Annotated in this window: 16 protein-coding genes; 14 read left to right on the plus strand and 2 right to left on the minus strand. The window is 55.1% G+C overall.

Annotated elements, in window-relative coordinates:
• Positions 1-12: 12 nt before the first annotated feature.
• Complete coding sequence (gene flgL / locus P0H77_RS09405; protein ID WP_276164615.1) at positions 13-966, plus strand: flagellar hook-associated protein FlgL; 954 nt, start codon at positions 13-15, stop codon at positions 964-966.
• A gap of 330 nt (positions 967-1,296) precedes the next feature.
• Here the strand turns inward: flgL and rne are convergent, their stop codons facing one another.
• On the minus strand, positions 1,297-4,617 hold the full coding sequence (gene rne / locus P0H77_RS09410; protein WP_276164616.1) for a ribonuclease E: 3,321 nt from the start codon (positions 4,615-4,617) through the stop codon (positions 1,297-1,299).
• 569 nt (positions 4,618-5,186) lie between these two features.
• Here rne and rluC point away from each other — a divergent pair.
• The gene (gene rluC, locus P0H77_RS09415) at positions 5,187-6,140 is read left to right on the plus strand and encodes a 23S rRNA pseudouridine(955/2504/2580) synthase RluC (protein WP_276165086.1); all 954 of its coding nucleotides are present in this window, start codon (positions 5,187-5,189) and stop codon (positions 6,138-6,140) included.
• A gap of 170 nt (positions 6,141-6,310) precedes the next feature.
• Here rluC and P0H77_RS09420 read toward each other — a convergent pair whose 3' ends face one another.
• Complete coding sequence (locus P0H77_RS09420; RefSeq protein WP_276164617.1) at positions 6,311-6,895, minus strand: nucleoside triphosphate pyrophosphatase; 585 nt, start codon at positions 6,893-6,895, stop codon at positions 6,311-6,313.
• A gap of 143 nt (positions 6,896-7,038) precedes the next feature.
• Between P0H77_RS09420 and yceD the strand changes: the two genes are divergently transcribed.
• From yceD to holB, 12 genes are all read left to right on the plus strand, one after another.
• Positions 7,039-7,560 (plus strand): 23S rRNA accumulation protein YceD, encoded by a 522-nt coding sequence (gene yceD, locus P0H77_RS09425; protein WP_276164618.1) that lies wholly within the window; start codon positions 7,039-7,041, stop codon positions 7,558-7,560.
• Between the two features lie 51 nt (positions 7,561-7,611).
• Positions 7,612-7,785, plus strand: a complete 174-nt coding sequence (rpmF, locus tag P0H77_RS09430) for a 50S ribosomal protein L32 (RefSeq protein WP_049840331.1) — start codon at positions 7,612-7,614, stop codon at positions 7,783-7,785.
• 130 nt (positions 7,786-7,915) lie between these two features.
• Positions 7,916-8,950, plus strand: a complete 1,035-nt coding sequence (plsX, locus tag P0H77_RS09435) for a phosphate acyltransferase PlsX (RefSeq protein ID WP_276165087.1) — start codon at positions 7,916-7,918, stop codon at positions 8,948-8,950.
• 6 nt (positions 8,951-8,956) lie between these two features.
• Positions 8,957-9,910, plus strand: coding sequence for a beta-ketoacyl-ACP synthase III (locus P0H77_RS09440; protein WP_276164619.1), 954 nt, complete (start codon positions 8,957-8,959; stop codon positions 9,908-9,910).
• A 14-nt stretch (positions 9,911-9,924) separates the two neighbouring features.
• Entirely contained in the window at positions 9,925-10,854 is a 930-nt protein-coding gene (gene fabD, locus P0H77_RS09445; protein ID WP_276164620.1) for an ACP S-malonyltransferase, read from the plus strand.
• Positions 10,855-10,867: 13 nt separating this feature from the next.
• Complete coding sequence (fabG, locus tag P0H77_RS09450; RefSeq protein ID WP_276164621.1) at positions 10,868-11,602, plus strand: 3-oxoacyl-ACP reductase FabG; 735 nt, start codon at positions 10,868-10,870, stop codon at positions 11,600-11,602.
• Between the two features lie 210 nt (positions 11,603-11,812).
• A complete protein-coding gene (gene acpP, locus P0H77_RS09455) occupies positions 11,813-12,049 on the plus strand; it encodes an acyl carrier protein (protein ID WP_000103754.1) in 237 nt (78 codons plus the stop codon).
• A 76-nt stretch (positions 12,050-12,125) separates the two neighbouring features.
• Positions 12,126-13,367: a beta-ketoacyl-ACP synthase II gene (fabF, locus tag P0H77_RS09460; protein WP_276164654.1), complete on the plus strand. Its 1,242-nt coding sequence runs from the start codon at positions 12,126-12,128 to the stop codon at positions 13,365-13,367.
• A gap of 116 nt (positions 13,368-13,483) precedes the next feature.
• Entirely contained in the window at positions 13,484-14,299 is an 816-nt protein-coding gene (gene pabC / locus P0H77_RS09465; RefSeq protein ID WP_276164655.1) for an aminodeoxychorismate lyase, read from the plus strand.
• A complete protein-coding gene (gene yceG / locus P0H77_RS09470) occupies positions 14,296-15,318 on the plus strand; it encodes a cell division protein YceG (protein ID WP_276164656.1) in 1,023 nt (340 codons plus the stop codon). Before pabC ends, yceG begins: the two co-directional genes overlap by 4 nt.
• A complete protein-coding gene (gene tmk / locus P0H77_RS09475) occupies positions 15,308-15,949 on the plus strand; it encodes a dTMP kinase (protein ID WP_276164657.1) in 642 nt (213 codons plus the stop codon). The genes yceG and tmk overlap by 11 nt, the downstream gene beginning before the upstream one ends.
• Positions 15,946-16,950 carry a DNA polymerase III subunit delta' gene (gene holB, locus P0H77_RS09480; protein ID WP_276164658.1) on the plus strand — a complete coding sequence of 335 codons (1,005 nt, stop codon included), beginning with the start codon at positions 15,946-15,948 and terminating at the stop codon, positions 16,948-16,950. Before tmk ends, holB begins: the two co-directional genes overlap by 4 nt.
• Position 16,951 lies beyond the last annotated feature (1 nt).

The following is a 16,951-nucleotide window of genomic DNA, read 5'->3' on the forward strand; positions in this document are numbered from 1 at the left end:
GGAACCTGAACAATGCGTGTTAGCACTCAAATGATGTACGAGCAAAATATGCGCGGCATCTCCAGCTCGCAGACCGAATGGCTGAAGTATGGTGAGCAGATCTCCACCGGCAAACGGGTGACCAAACCGTCTGACGACCCGATTGCCGCCTCGCAGGCGGTAGTGGTTTCACAGGCGCAGGCGCAGAATAGCCAGTATGGTCTGGCGCGTACCTTTGCGACTCAGCGTGTATCTCTGGAAGAAAGCACGCTCGATCAGGTGACGAAAGCCATCCAGAGCGCGCAGGAAAAAATCGTCAATGCCGGAAACGGCACGTTGAGCGATGACGACCGCGCCTCGCTGGCGACGGATTTGCAGGGGATCCGCGACCAGATCATGAACCTGGCCAACTCCACTGACGGTAACGGACGTTACATTTTTGCCGGCTATAACACCGACAAAGCGCCGTTCTCGCAGGAGGATGGCACCTATACGGGGGGCAATACCAGCGTTACGCAGCAGGTCGATGCCGCGCGTTCAATGGTCATCGGCCATACCGGCACGCAGGTTTTTGCCAGCCTCACCAGTAATGCCGTTGCCGAGCCGGACGGATCTGCCTCCGAGAAAAACATTTTCTCTATGCTGGATAGCGCCATTGCTGCTCTGAAAACACCGGTAGCGGATGATGAAGAGGCGCAGGCCCAGTCACAGGCCGCGGTTGATAAGACCAACCGCGGTCTGAAAAACTCGCTTAACAACGTCCTCAGCGTGCGTGCGGAACTCGGTACTCAGCTTAATGAACTGGACGCGCTGGATGCGCTGGGCGACGATCGTACCGTGTCCCAGGCGCAGCAGATGAGCGATCTGGTTGACGTGGACTGGAACTCGGCCATCTCGTCTTACATGATGCAGCAGGCCGCACTTCAGGCATCGTACAAAACCTTCAGTGATATGCAGGGGATGTCCCTGTTCCAGCTAAATAAATAATCGCCACTTCGCTCCGGTTCGCCGGAGCGTTTTTTTTGGGTGCGCTACGCGTGGCAATGATCATGTGGCGCGTAGCCATAAATCGCATCGCCAGCGCAATAATCCCCATCACCGTTGCCACCACTCTCCCCAGCCCGTCTGTTACAAACGTTGTTATGCCTGGCGGCGGCTTCGCCTTACCCGGCCTGTGTTATTTTATTATCAACGGATTACGTGCTAATTGTAGGCCCGGTAAGCGAATGCGCCACCGGGCAAAGGCGTACGGGGCAGGCGCTTTCTGGATGTGGTTAGCGGCCGTAAAAAAGCCGACCCTGAGGTCGGCTTTTTGGTTTACTCCGCTGACTGCGGTCGCGTTGGTGCGGCCGTAGCGTGGTGGGTGGCGCTGTGACCACCCGCTGAGCCTTTACCATCAAAGTCGAACGATGGGCGAACCCAGTCGCTCTGACGTGGTGCTTCCGGCGTATAGTCCGGCGCAGGAGCGCGGGTCATCGGCGCGGTGGCGTGGCTGCGAGCTTTCTTCAGCTCAGCGCTGGATGTAACGGTGGCCGGTTTAGCCGCCGGTACTGGCTCAACGACGGGTTGCGGCTCGGCAATCTCAACAGGCGGCTTAGCGACAGGTGCTGGCTCGACAGCCTCCACCGGCGCTTGAGCCACTTCCGCTGGTTCTGCCACAACGTCTGACCCAACCTCAGGTTTGGCAACCGGAGCATCAACTGCAGGCGGTTGTTCAGCCACTGGCGCAGCGGGTTTTTCCACGGCAGGCGTTGCTTCAACAGGTGCCTCTTCCGCTACGGTCGCTTCCACCACCGGTTCAGCAGGCGTTGCCGCCGCCGCAGTTTCTTCCGCAGTGGCTTCATCGGCATCGGCAATCAGCTGTGGCTGTTCGTTGACCGGTGCAGCAATCACTTCCGGATGCGTCGTTTCAACGGCTGGCGTCTGCGGTTCAGCAACCGGAGCCTGTGGCTCTGCAACCTCTACCGCTGCTTCAGCCTGGGCTTCTTCGATAACGGCCACGATAGCCTGTTCAACTTCAGCGACAATCGGTGCGGATGCATCCTGCTGCTCCGTCTCACTTTCCTGCGCGCGGGCAACCGGATAACGGATCCACACTTTACCTGATGCCATTTCTGGCGAGGCACAGGCAACGGTCAACGGCATCGGCGACTGGGTCGGATAACGCTCATCACGATAGCGACGACGACGCTGACCACTCACGCGCAGGTGGCGCGGTGAACGGCGTGAACGACGTGGCATACCGTTATTATCGCGGTTGTCTCCATTTTCATCCTGCTGCTCTGAAGCGGTTTCAACCACCGCTGGCAGGTCAATTTTCGCCAGTTCGGTACCCTGAGCCGGTGTGTTCTGCACGTGCTCAGCAGCGGCAGAAGGCTGTGCGGTAGCAGCGGCTGGCTGTTCAGCCGTTTCAACCGCGTCCGGAGCGACGTCAAAACGCACTTTCTGATTCAGCTGGCGCTGTTTACGGCGCGGCATCGTCTGAACGCGTTCTTCCTGCTCGGCTGCCTGAACCGGCTGTTGTTCGCGGTTAAGCTCGTTAACATCCTGCTGATTCTGACGCTTATCGTCATTACGGCGGCGGTTACGCTCACGACGAGGCTGTTGCTCGTCACGCGCTTTTGGCTTCTCAGCTTCATTGCTTGCCGCTGGCTGACGTGCATCGCGTGTCTCGGCATTCTGCGGTTTTTCACGACGGTTGCGACGGTTATCTTCGCGCGTTTCACGGGCTTCACTGCCGTCGTTACGTTCATTACGGTTGTCGCGACGATCGTTGCGGTCATTACGATCGCGACGGTTGTTCTGACGCGGCTTACGGCGTTCCTGAGGACGCTCCTTTTTTTCTTCCACCTTCACTGGCGGTTGCTCAACAGGTTTGCTCTCTTCTTCACCGGCAAACATTTTTTTCAATGCGCTGATAATGCGTGAGAACAGTCCCGGGCCTTCAGCGCTCTGACGGGCGGCTGGCGCAGGTTGCGTTGCCGGGGCCGCTTTGACCGTTTCTTCAGGTACCGGTGGCGCAGGAGGAATATCCGGCATGGCAAACGTTGCCAGCGCAGGTTGTTCCGGACGTTTACGCTCCGGCGTGTCTTCTTCAGACGGCAGCGCCATCGCTTCTTCGTGCAGCTTCGGCAGCAGGTAGCTGAGCATCGGCGTTTCTTCGCCTTTACGCACGCGCAGAACCGAGTAATGCGGCGTTTCCATCTGATCGTTCGGCACGATCACGCAGCGCACGCCGTCCTGGCGGGTTTCAATGGCATTAACCGCGCTGCGTTTTTCATTCAGCAGGTAGGAGGCAATGGGCACCGGGACAATGGCGTGCACTTCCTGAGTGTTTTCTTTCAGCGCTTCTTCTTCAATCAGACGCAGAATCGACAGCGACAGGGATTCGTTATCACGCACGGTGCCGGTACCGCTACAGCGCGGGCAAACGTGGTGGCTGGATTCACCCAGAGACGGGCTCAGACGCTGACGCGACATTTCCAGCAGCCCGAAGCGAGAAATATGGCTAATCTGAATGCGCGCACGGTCCTGACGCACCGCTTCACGCAGACGGTTTTCAACCGCGCGCTGGTGGCGAACCGGGGTCATATCGATAAAGTCGATGACAATCAAACCGCCGAGGTCGCGCAGACGCAGCTGGCGGGCAATTTCATCAGCCGCTTCAAGGTTAGTATTAAATGCGGTCTCTTCGATATCACCGCCGCGGGTCGCGCGGGCAGAGTTGATATCAATAGCCGTCAGCGCTTCCGTGGAGTCGATAACAATTGACCCACCGGACGGCAGACGCACTTCGCGCTGGAAAGCAGATTCGATCTGCGATTCAATCTGGTAGTGGCTGAACAGCGGGATTTCACCGGTGTACAGTTTGATTTTGCTGCTGAAATCCGGACGGCCCAGCGCAGAGATATGCTGACGCGCCATCTCCATCACTTTCGGGTTATCAATAAGGATTTCGCCAATGTCCTGACGCAGATAGTCGCGGAACGCGCGAACAATAACGTTGCTTTCCTGGTGGATCAGGAACGGGGCAGGGCGGCTGTCGGCGGCCTTTTTAATGGCTTCCCAGTGCTTCAGACGGAAGCTCAGATCCCACTGCAACGCTTCGGCAGATTTACCAACGCCCGCAGTGCGCACGATGAGGCCCATGCCATCCGGCAGTTCAAGACTGGCCAGCGCTTCTTTCAATTCGGTACGGTCGTCACCTTCGATGCGGCGTGAAATACCCCCTGCACGCGGGTTATTCGGCATCAGCACCAGATAGCTACCCGCCAGACTGATAAAGGTGGTTAACGCTGCGCCTTTATTACCGCGCTCTTCTTTATCGATCTGAACGATAACTTCCTGGCCTTCGCGCAACACATCTTTAATATTGGGGCGGCCATGAGAGCTGTAGCTGGCTGGGAAATACTCGCGAGCGATCTCTTTGAGGGGAAGGAAACCATGTCTTTCAGCGCCATAATCAACAAACGCGGCTTCAAGGCTGGGTTCAATGCGGGTGATTTTACCTTTATAGATGTTCGCTTTTTTCTGTTCGTGGCCCGGGCTTTCGATATCCAGGTCGTACAGGCGCTGCCCATCTACAAGGGCAACACGCAACTCTTCCTGCTGAGTTGCGTTGATTAACATTCTTTTCATCGTAACTTACTCATTATTCTTACATTGACGACTAAGCTACGGGCAGAGTGTTGCCTTTCCGGGGATGACCGATGGCCTCGTGACTGTTCACGTCGCCAACCTCACGGTTGTCGCTCGCTTAAGAGGCGCAGAGTGTCGGTTGCCTGTCTTTCATACGGAAACACAGCGCAATTAACTGGGAAACAGCCTGGGGAAACTCTCCAGGGACGAATCCATTTACCGGTAAGGACTACAACCCGTAGCCCGCTAACTGTCTGAAAGGCCAATACGTCTTACGCCATTGCTGCGTTGATGACCGGACAGACAAAACTGGTAATTCCGCAAAATTCCTTGGCTTAACAAGATTCAACACGGAAAACGGCATCATTATTCCATTGCTAACCTTATTATAGCAAGCTGGCTTTTACCTTTTATCACCCGGTTACTCACAGTTTTTACACGTCAGGGTCAGATTGTTCTAATAACAACCACACCAACATCATGTAAACCCGATGAGATCGGATGATGTTAAATATAAGCACAGAAAAATGAGTGGCGCTAATGAGGATGGCTATTTAAAATCGCCGACTATGAAAAATGAGAATCCATCCGTAAAAATGGTTGCCATTACCGCTGACGAAGCCGGGCAACGAATCGACAACTTTTTGCGCACCCAGTTAAAAGGGGTGCCAAAAAGCATGATTTACCGCATTCTGCGTAAAGGCGAAGTGCGGGTGAATAAGAAGCGCATTAAGCCTGAGTACAAACTGGAAGCGGGGGACGAAATTCGTATCCCTCCGGTGCGCGTTGCTGAACGTGAAGAAGCGGCCGTCTCGCCGCGCCTGCAAAAAGTAGCCGCGCTGACGGATGTCATCCTTTATGAGGATGAGCATATTCTGGTGCTCAATAAACCCTCGGGAATGGCGGTACACGGCGGTAGCGGTCTGAGTTTTGGCGTGATTGAAGGTCTGCGAGCCCTGCGCCCGGAAGCGCGCTTCCTTGAGCTGGTACACCGTCTGGACCGCGACACCTCCGGCGTGCTGCTGGTTGCCAAAAAGCGCTCGGCGCTGCGTTCACTGCATGAGCAACTGCGCGAAAAAGGCATGCAGAAGGATTATCTGGCGCTGGTACGCGGTCAGTGGCAGTCGCATATGAAAGTCGTTCAGGCTCCGCTGCTGAAAAATATTTTGCAAAGCGGTGAGCGTATTGTGCGGGTGAATCAGGAAGGCAAGCCGTCCGAAACGCGATTCAAGGTGGAAGAACGTTACGAACATGCCACGCTGGTGCGCTGTAGCCCGGTGACCGGGCGTACACACCAGATCCGCGTGCATACGTTACATGCGGGCCATCCGATTGCCTTTGACGATCGCTATGGCGACCGTGAGTTTGATAAGCAACTGGCGGGAACCGGCCTTAACCGTCTGTTCCTGCACGCGGCAGCGCTGAAGTTTACCCATCCTGCCACGGGAGAGGTGTTGCGTATTGAAGCGCCGCTGGATGATGAGCTAAAGCGGTGTTTGCAGGTATTGCGTAACGCGAAGTAAGCCCGGTGTCGCCATGCCCGGAGGCGCTGCGCTTACCGGGCCTACGATCAAGTCTCAGCCGCACGGTACAAAGCCGAACAATACCGCCATTTGTAGGCCGGATAAGGCGAAGCCGCCATCCGGCAGATAGTGCACCGCAGCCGGATATCACCACCATAGCCGCAGTTCTTTTATCTCAACAGCGGGTTCATCTCTTCCCGGCGCAGCATCTGACACAGTGCAATCAGCGGCAACCCGACCAGCGTATTAGGATCGCGTCCCTCCAGCCTTTCAAACAGCGCAATCCCTAACCCTTCGCTTTTAAAACTGCCCGCGCACTGAAGGGGATTTTCTTTGCGTAAATAGTCACCAATTTCCTGCTCACTCAGATGACGAAAATGAACATCAAACGGCTCACATTCAGTTTGTAAATGTCCGGTCGCCGAATTATAAAGTGCCAGCCCGGTATAAAAGGTGACGATATTGCCACTGGCCTGCATTAATTGTCGTCGTGCACGTTCTTCGGTTAACGGTTTACCGGCTATTTCACCGTCCAGTACGCATACCTGATCCGAACCAATGATCAGATGCTGAGGAAAACGTTCGGCCAGCGACTGTGCTTTAGCCTGCGCCAGACGCAGCACCAGATGGCGCGGCGTTTCGCCAGGCAGCGGCGTTTCATCGGTGTCCGGCGCGGCACATTCAAAGGTCAGGCCAAGCTTTTCAAGGAGCATACGCCGCCAGGGCGACGTAGAAGCAAGAATAAGACGGGTCATATATTTTTTCATTCAGATATAGCGTATCGGATGGCCTCATTTTAAACTAAAGGCCGCAATGTGTGCGAATTATTGGCAAAAGGCATCCTGAGGTTGCCTTTTTCTTTGACTCTATGACGTTACAAAGTTAATATGCGCGCCCTATGCAAAAGGTAAAATTACCCCTGACTCTTGACCCGGTTCGTACGGCTCAAAAACGCCTCGATTACCAGGGCATTTATGCTCCCGATCAGGCAGAGCGTGTCGCCGCGTCTGTAGTCAGTGTGGATAGTGATGTAGAATGCACGATGTCGTTCGCTATCGACAACCAGCGCCTCGCGGTGATTACCGGCGATGCAAAGGTCACGGTAACGCTCGAATGTCAGCGTTGCGGGAAACCGTTTATTCATCACGTTCACACAACGTATTGTTTCAGTCCGGTCCGTTCCGACGAACAGGCTGAAGCACTCCCGGAAGCGTATGAACCGATTGAGGTTAACGATTTCGGTGAAATCGATCTGCTGGCGATGGTTGAAGATGAAATCATCCTCTCCTTGCCGGTAGTTCCGGTGCATGATTCTGAACACTGTGAAGTGTCCGACGCGGACATGGTCTTTGGCGAACTGCCTGAAGAGGCACAAAAACCAAATCCATTTGCCGTATTAGCCAGCTTAAAGCGTAAGTAATAGGTGTTTCCCGCGAGCGCGGGGAGAAGCCGTAATTAAGGAGTAAGGTCCATGGCCGTACAACAAAATAAACCAACCCGTTCCAAACGTGGCATGCGTCGCTCTCATGACGCTCTGACCGCAGTTACCAGCCTGTCTGTAGACAAAGCGTCTGGTGAATCCCACCTGCGTCACCACATGACTGCCGACGGTTTCTACCGTGGCCGCAAGGTCATCGCTAAGTAATCACGCGATACTCAACGACTTTCGCGTTGCCGTTGCGGTAGCGTGAAAGACGAAGAGTAGAAGCGTGGTGAAGCTTAGTGAGGAATTCCCCGTGCAGACGGGGATAACCAAACCGGGCAGCGACGATACCTTGACTCATCTGACCCTGGCGTTAGATGTCATGGGGGGCGATTTTGGCCCTTCCGTGACAGTGCCTGCAGCTTTGCAGGCACTGAACTTTAATTCGCAACTCTCACTCCTCCTGGTCGGCGATCCCGACGCTATCACGCCATTACTTGCCAGAGCTGACTTTGAACAACGTTCGCGTCTGCAGGTTATTCCTGCGCAGTCAGTTATTGCCAGTGATGCTCGTCCCTCTCAGGCTGTGCGTAACAGCCGGGGCAGTTCCATGCGCATTGCGCTGGAGCTGGTGAAAGAAGGTCGTGCCGAAGCCTGCGTCAGCGCGGGCAATACCGGTGCGCTGATGGGGCTGGCGAAATTACTGCTCAAGCCGATCGACGGTATTGAGCGCCCGGCGCTGGTGACTATCCTCCCTCACCAGCAGAAGGGAAAAACGGTGGTGCTCGATCTGGGAGCTAACGTAGACTGCGACAGTAAAATGCTGGCGCAGTTTGCCGTGATGGGTGCCGTGCTGGCAGAAGAGGTCATCGGTATCACTCAGCCTCGCGTGGCGTTGCTGAATATTGGTGAAGAAGAAGTCAAAGGACTTGATAATATTCGCCAGGCGTCCGAACTGCTGAAAAAAGTGCCCTCGATCAACTATATTGGCTATCTTGAAGCCAATGAACTGTTGACCGGGAAGACCGATGTTATGGTCTGCGACGGATTCACAGGCAATGTCACATTAAAGACCATGGAAGGTGTTGTAAGAATGTTTCTTTCGCTGCTGAAGTCTCAGGGTGAAGGTAAAAAAAGGTCGTGGTGGCTGTGGTTATTAAAACACTGGTTACAAAAAAGCCTGACAAGGCGATTCAGTCACCTCAACCCCGACCAGTATAATGGTGCCTGTCTGTTAGGATTACGCGGCACGGTGATTAAGAGTCATGGTGCTGCCAATCAGCGAGCCTTTAGCGTGGCGATTGAACAGGCAGTGCAGGCGGTGCAGCGACAAGTCCCCCAGCGGATTGCCGCTCGCCTGGAATCTGTATTAGCAAAAAGTGACTGAGCGTACATGCATACGAAGATTATGGGTACCGGCAGCTATCTGCCCGAACAAGTGCGAACTAACGCCGATCTGGAAAAAATGGTCGACACGTCTGACGAGTGGATTGTCACCCGTACAGGTATTCGTGAACGCCGTATCGCCGGGCCGAATGAGACCGTTGCCACAATGGGCTTTGAAGCTGCAAAACGTGCGCTTGAGATGGCGGGCGTTGACGCCGAACAGATCGAACTGATTATTGTTGCCACCACCTCGGCAAGCCATGCGTTTCCAAGCGCGGCCTGTCAGATCCAGAACATGCTGGAGATCAAAGGCTGCCCGGCTTTTGATATTGGCGCCGCCTGCGCAGGTTTTACCTATGCACTGAGCGTGGCCGATCAGTATGTAAAATCCGGCGCGGTGAAACACGCGCTGGTGATTGGTTCTGACGTGCTGGCACGTACCTGCGATCCCACCGATCGCGGTACCATCATTATCTTTGGTGACGGTGCGGGTGCTGTAGTGCTGAGCGCGTCTGAAGAACAGGGGATTATTTCTACCCATCTTCATGCTGATGGCCGCTACGGTGAGCTGTTGAGGCTGCCAAACCTCGATCGTGTGCATCCGGAAAATTCCACTTACCTGACGATGACCGGAAATGAAGTCTTTAAGGTCGCGGTCACGGAACTGGCGCACATCGTTGATGAAACACTGGAAGCCAATAATCTGGACCGCTCGCAGCTGGACTGGCTGGTGCCGCATCAGGCTAACCTGCGCATCATTAGCGCGACCGCGAAAAAGCTCGGTATGTCGATGGACAACGTGGTAGTGACCCTTGATCGCCATGGCAACACGTCGGCCGCCTCCGTGCCTTGTGCGCTTGATGAAGCCGTGCGCGATGGGCGCATCAAGGCGGGACAACTGGTGCTACTGGAAGCCTTCGGCGGTGGTTTCACCTGGGGTTCGGCGCTGGTTCGTTTCTAAATAAGGATAATAACATGACGCAATTTGCATTCGTTTTTCCGGGACAGGGCTCGCAGACCGTTGGGATGCTGGCTGATATGGCCGCTGCTCATCCGGTTATTGAAGAGACATTTCACGAAGCCTCTGCGGCGCTGGGTTACGATCTCTGGGCACTGACCCAGCAAGGGCCCGCAGAAGAACTGAACAAAACGTGGCAGACGCAGCCTGCGCTACTGGCAGCCTCGGTTGCACTGTATCGCGCATGGCAGCAGCAGGGCGGCAAAACGCCGGCGCTGATGGCAGGTCATAGCCTGGGTGAATATTCGGCGCTGGTCTGTGCGGGCGTGATTGATTTCGCTGACGCGGTACGTCTGGTTGAACTGCGCGGTAAGTTTATGCAGGAAGCCGTACCGGCGGGTACCGGCGCGATGTCTGCCATCATTGGCCTTGACGATGCGGCGATTGCTAAAGCCTGTGAAGAATCAGCGCAGGGTGAAGTTGTCTCTCCGGTAAACTATAACTCGCCGGGCCAGGTGGTTATTGCCGGGCATAAAGACGCCGTTGAGCGCGCTGGCGCAGCCTGTAAAGCTGCCGGAGCAAAGCGTGCGCTGCCGCTGCCTGTCAGCGTTCCGTCTCACTGTGCGCTGATGAAACCCGCCGCAGAAAAACTGGCGGCCGAACTGAAGAACATCACTTTTAACGCGCCGTCCGTGCCCGTCGTCAACAACGTTGACGTTAAGTGCGAAACCGCGCCGAATGCCATCCGCGATGCGCTGGTTCGCCAGCTCTACAGCCCGGTACAGTGGACGAAAAGCGTAGAATTTATGGCTTCACAGGGCGTTGAACACCTCTATGAAGTCGGTCCAGGCAAGGTGTTGACCGGCCTGACCAAACGTATTGTTGACACCCTGACCGCATCGGCGCTTAACGAGCCGGAAGCGCTGTCAGCGGCGATTGCACAATAAAAAGAGGAATATCATGAGTTTTGAAGGAAAAGTCGCACTCGTAACGGGCGCAAGCCGTGGCATTGGCCGCGCAATTGCTGAAACTCTCGTTGCACGCGGTGCAAAAGTGATCGGTACCGCGACCAGTGAGAATGGTGCACAGGCGATCAGCGACTATCTGGGCAGCAACGGTAAAGGTTTGATGCTGAATGTGACCGATCCTGCATCTATCGAATCTGTGCTGGGAAATATTCGCGCAGAGTTTGGTGAAGTCGATATTCTGGTGAATAATGCCGGCATCACGCGTGATAACCTGTTAATGCGCATGAAAGATGACGAATGGAATGAGATCCTGGAAACCAATCTTTCATCGGTTTTCCGTCTGTCAAAAGCAGTATTGCGCGCTATGATGAAAAAGCGTCATGGGCGTATCATCACCATCGGTTCTGTCGTTGGAACCATGGGAAATGCAGGTCAGGCCAACTATGCTGCGGCAAAAGCGGGTCTGATTGGCTTCAGTAAATCGCTGGCGCGTGAAGTCGCGTCCCGCGGGATTACTGTAAACGTTGTTGCTCCGGGCTTTATTGAAACGGACATGACGCGTGCGCTCTCTGATGAGCAGCGTGCGGGTATTCTGGCGCAAGTTCCGGCGGGTCGTCTTGGTGATGCAAAAGAGATTGCCAGCGCGGTTGCATTCTTAGCGTCTGATGAAGCAGGTTACATCTCTGGTGAAACTCTGCACGTCAACGGCGGAATGTATATGGTTTAACCACGATACGCCTGAAATGCTCAGGAACCGCGCAAACCGCACGTTTTAGAGCATAATCAGGTGCAAAATAGTTTGCGTTATTGAGGGGTTCACCCGCAAAATAGCGTAAAATCGTGGTAAGAACTGCCGGGATTTAGTTGCAAATTTTTCAACATTTTATACACTACGAAAACCATCGCGAAAGCGAGTTTTGATAGGAAATTTAAGAGTATGAGCACTATCGAAGAACGCGTTAAGAAAATTATCGGCGAACAGTTGGGCGTTAAGCAGGAAGAAGTGACCAACAATGCTTCCTTCGTTGAAGACCTGGGCGCAGATTCTCTTGACACCGTTGAGCTGGTAATGGCTCTGGAAGAAGAGTTTGATACTGAGATTCCGGACGAAGAAGCTGAGAAAATCACTACCGTTCAGGCTGCCATTGATTATATCAACGGCCACCAGGCGTAAGTGAACATCTCCAGGCGGTCGTTCGACCGCCTGAGTTTTATCTGGCACTTTTTTTTTCCCTCCCTGGAGGACAACCGTGTCTAAGCGTCGTGTAGTTGTGACCGGACTGGGCATGTTGTCTCCTGTCGGCAATACCGTAGAGTCTACCTGGAAAGCTCTCCTTGCCGGTCAGAGTGGCATCAGCCTGATCGACCATTTCGATACTAGCGCCTATGCAACGAAATTTGCTGGCTTAGTAAAGGATTTTAACTGTGACGACATTATCTCGCGCAAAGAACAGCGCAAGATGGATGCCTTCATTCAATATGGAATTGTTGCAGGCTGGCAGGCCATGCAGGATTCTGGCCTTGTTGTAACGGAAGAGAACGCAACACGTATCGGTGCCGCTATCGGTTCTGGTATTGGTGGTCTCGGTCTTATCGAAGATAACCACACCTCGTTGGTGAACGGCGGTCCGCGTAAGATCAGCCCGTTCTTCGTGCCGTCTACAATTGTTAACATGGTGGCGGGTCATTTGACCATCATGTTCGGCCTTCGTGGTCCAAGCATTTCTATTGCTACCGCCTGTACTTCCGGCGTGCATAACATCGGCCAGGCCGCGCGGATGATCGCTTATGGCGACGCTGACGCCATGCTGGCAGGTGGGGCTGAAAAAGCCAGTACGCCGCTGGGCGTGGGTGGTTTTGGCGCAGCGCGCGCGTTGTCTACTCGCAACGATGACCCGCAGGCGGCAAGCCGTCCGTGGGACAAAGACCGTGACGGTTTTGTACTTGGTGACGGTGCTGGCCTTATCGTTCTTGAAGAGTATGAGCACGCGAAAAAACGCGGCGCGAAGATTTATGCGGAAATCGTTGGTTTCGGTATGAGCAGCGATGCGTATCACATGACGTCACCGCCGGAAAATGGCGAAGGTGCCGCACTGGCGATGGCGAACGCTATTCGCGATGCGGGCATTGACGCAAGCCAGATCGGCTACGTGAACGCGCACGGTACGTCTACACCCGCTGGCGACAAAGCTGAAACTCAGGCAGTGAAAACGGTCTTCGGTGATGCAGCACGTCGCGTCATGGTGAGCTCGACCAAATCCATGACCGGCCACCTGTTAGGTGCCGCAGGTGCAGTAGAATCTATCTACTCCATCCTTGCGCTGCGCGATCAGGCGATCCCGCCAACCATCAACCTGGATAACCCGGATGAAGGTTGCGACCTGGATTTCGTTCCACACGAAGCCCGTCAGGTCAGCGGACTGGAGTACGCGCTGTGTAACTCCTTCGGCTTTGGCGGGACTAACGGTTCGTTAATCTTCAAAAAGATTTAATGGAACGCTAGCGCTTCCTCTTAAAGGCCCGCTTCGGTGGGCCTTTTCAATTCAGTTTTCTCCGCTTGTTCTTCGTCAATCATCCTGCCAAACTGTCCGGCCAAAAAGGAGCCTTTATGTTCTTGATTAATGGCTGTGAACAGAACACCTTAGCGGCGGCAGACCGGGCAACGCAGTATGGCGATGGCTGCTTTACCACCGCGAGGATCGCCGCGGGCTGCATTGCGCACTTTGATGCTCACGTGCAGCGATTGCGCGTCGCCTGCGAACGGCTGTGGATCCCGTTTCAGCAATGGGACTTGCTGGTTCAGGAAATGCAGCAGCTTGCCGCGGTAAAGGGCGATGGCGTACTTAAAGTGATTATCAGTCGGGGAACGGGTGGACGTGGTTACAGCGCCGCTGCATGCCACAGCCCGACGCGCCTTCTCTCTGTTTCCGATTATCCTGCCCACTTTGCCCGCTGGCGCGAAGAAGGTATTACGCTAACCCTCAGTCCGATACGGCTGGGGCGCAATCCGCATCTGGCCGGGTTAAAACATCTTAATCGCCTTGAGCAGGTGCTTATTCGCACGCATCTTGAGCAGACAGCGGCTGACGAGGCGCTGGTGCTTGACAGCGAGGGGTGGTTAACGGAATGCTGTGCCGCCAATGTGTTCTGGCGTAAAGGACAGCAGGTCTTTACCCCGCGTCTCGACAATGCCGGCGTGGCAGGGATCATGCGTCAACGCTGTCTCGATCATCTGGTTGCATCGGCCTATCACGTCGTCGAATCAGAGGCACCGGTTACGGCGCTGCACGAAGCCGATGAAGTCATTATTTGCAACGCGCTGATGCCGCTGGTGCCGGTTCGTCGCTGGGAAGATACCGTCTGGTCGTCGCGCGAGCTTTATCAATTTTTAGCCCCACGTTGTGAGCCATCGATTACATCATGAAGAAAATGTTGCGTTTTATTCTCCTGTTACTGGTTGTGTTGGGTATTGCGGCGGGAGTGGGTATGTGGAAAGTTCGCCATCTGGCGGACAGTAAATTGCTTATCAAAGAAGAAACTATCTTCACTCTCAAAGCAGGCACGGGCCGACTGGCGCTGGGCGAACAGCTTTATAAAGAGAAAATCATTAACCGTCCGCGCGTCTTCCAGTGGCTGCTGCGCCTTGAGCCGGAGCTTTCGCACTTTAAAGCGGGGACCTACCGTTTGACGCCGGGGATGAACGTTCGCGAGATGCTGAAACTGCTGGAAAGCGGTAAAGAGGCCCAGTTTCCGCTACGTCTGGTGGAGGGGATGCGCGTCAGCGATTACCTGCGCCAGCTTCGCGACGCGCCCTATATTAAACATACGCTGAAAGACGACAGCTACGCCACCGTCGCCGCGGCATTAAATATGGAGCATGCGGACTGGGTCGAGGGCTGGTTCTGGCCGGATACCTGGATGTATACCGCCAATACCACGGACGTGGCACTCCTTAAGCGCGCACATACTAAAATGGTGGCCGCCATTGATAAAGCCTGGGAAGGGCGAATTGACGATCTACCCTACGCGGATAAAAACCAGATGGTGACCATGGCTTCGATCATTGAAAAAGAGACTGCCGTTGCCAGTGAGCGCACCAGGGTCGCCTCGGTATTTATCAACCGTTTACGTATCGGAATGCGGCTGCAAACCGATCCGACCGTCATCTATGGCATGGGGGAAAGTTATCGTGGCAATCTGACGCGTAAAGATCTGGAGATGCCAACCGCGTATAATACTTATGTCATCGCGGGATTGCCGCCGGGACCTATTGCCGTGCCGGGCGAAGCGTCGCTTAATGCCGCGGCGCATCCGGAAAAAACGCCGTATCTTTATTTTGTTGCCGACGGGAAAGGCGGGCATACGTTTAATACCAACCTTGCCAGCCACAACCGCTCAGTGCAGGACTACCTGAAAGCACTTAAGGAAAAAAATGCGCAGTAAATATATCGTCATTGAAGGGCTGGAAGGCGCGGGGAAAACCACCGCGCGTGACGTCGTGGTGCAAACGTTGCAACAGCAGGGTATCAGCGACCTGCTGTTTACCCGTGAGCCCGGCGGTACGATTCTGGCTGAGAAACTGCGCAGTCTGGTGCTGGACATTCAGTCTACGGGCGATGAAAAAATTGATGTTAAAGCCGAAGTGCTGATGTTCTACGCGGCCCGCGTTCAGCTGGTTGAGACGGTAATAAAACCGGCACTAGCGAACGGGCAGTGGGTTATCGGCGACCGTCACGATCTCTCCACCCAGGCTTATCAGGGAGGAGGACGAGGCGTTGACCGTACGATGCTGGCCACTCTGCGCGATGCGGTGCTGGGCGATTTTCGCCCGGACCTCACTCTGTATCTTGATGTCACGCCTGAAGTGGGACTTAAACGCGCCCGTGCCCGCGGTGAACTGGATCGCATTGAGCAGGAGTCGCTGAACTTTTTCAACCGTACCCGCGCGCGCTATCTGGAACTGGCGGCGCAGGATGCCAGTATTCGCACTATCGATGCGACACAACCGCTGGAGAAGGTGATGAGCGATATCCGTGACACCATTATTGCCTGGGTCAGGGAGCAGGTGGCATGAAATGGTATCCATGGTTGCGCCCGCATTTAGAATCGCTGGTCGCCAGCTATCAGGCCGGGCGCGGCCATCATGCATTACTGATCCACGCCTTGCCGGGGATGGGCGCGGAGTCGCTGATGTATGCCATCAGTCGCTATTTGATGTGCCAGCGCCCGGAGGGACATAAAAGCTGCGGCCAGTGCCACAGCTGCCAGTTAATGCAGGCGGGAACGCATCCGGATTATTACGCGCTGGCTCCGGAAAAAGGCAAAAGCTCGCTCGGTATTGATGCGGTTCGCGAACTGAGTGAAAAGCTGTATGAACACGCGCGGTTGGGCGGGGCAAAAGTGGTCTGGTTAAGCGACGCGACGCTACTGACCGATGCGGCCGCCAATGCGCTGCTGAAAACGCTGGAAGAGCCGCCAGCGAATACCTGGTTCTTGCTGGCCTGTCGTGAACCTGTGCATCTGCTGGCCACCTTGCGCAGCCGCTGCCGGATGCATCACCTTGCACCGCCCACGGAGCCATACGCGCTGGCCTGGCTGGCGCGGGAAGTGGCGGCGTCACAAGAAATGCTGCTGACGGCGCTGCGCCTGAGCGGTAACGCGCCAGCCGCGGCGCTTCAGCTTTTGCAGACCGACGCCTCGGCAGCTCGCCAGCAGCTCTGTCAGGGGCTGGAAAATGCGTTAACCCGCCGTGACTGGCTATCGCTTCTGCCGGTACTGAATCACGAAGATGTCGCCTCGCGCCTGCACTGGCTGGCGACGCTGATGCTTGATGCGCTGAAAGTGAACCAACATATCACCCGCCTGACCAATGCGGACGTTGTGCCGTTGGTCAGTCTTCTGGCGCGGGACCTTACCGGAGCCAGATTGCGAACCCTGGCGCAGGAAATCTGCGCATGCCGTCAACAGTTATTAAACGTGACGGGCCTTAATCGCGAATTGACGCTCACCGATTGCTTGCTGCGCTGGGAACACTACCTGCAACCCGGCGTAACGCTTCCTGTTTCACACCTCTGAG

Origin of the sequence: Superficieibacter sp. HKU1, assembly GCF_029319185.1 — a bacterium.
Classification (GTDB): Bacteria; Pseudomonadota; Gammaproteobacteria; order Enterobacterales; family Enterobacteriaceae; genus Superficieibacter.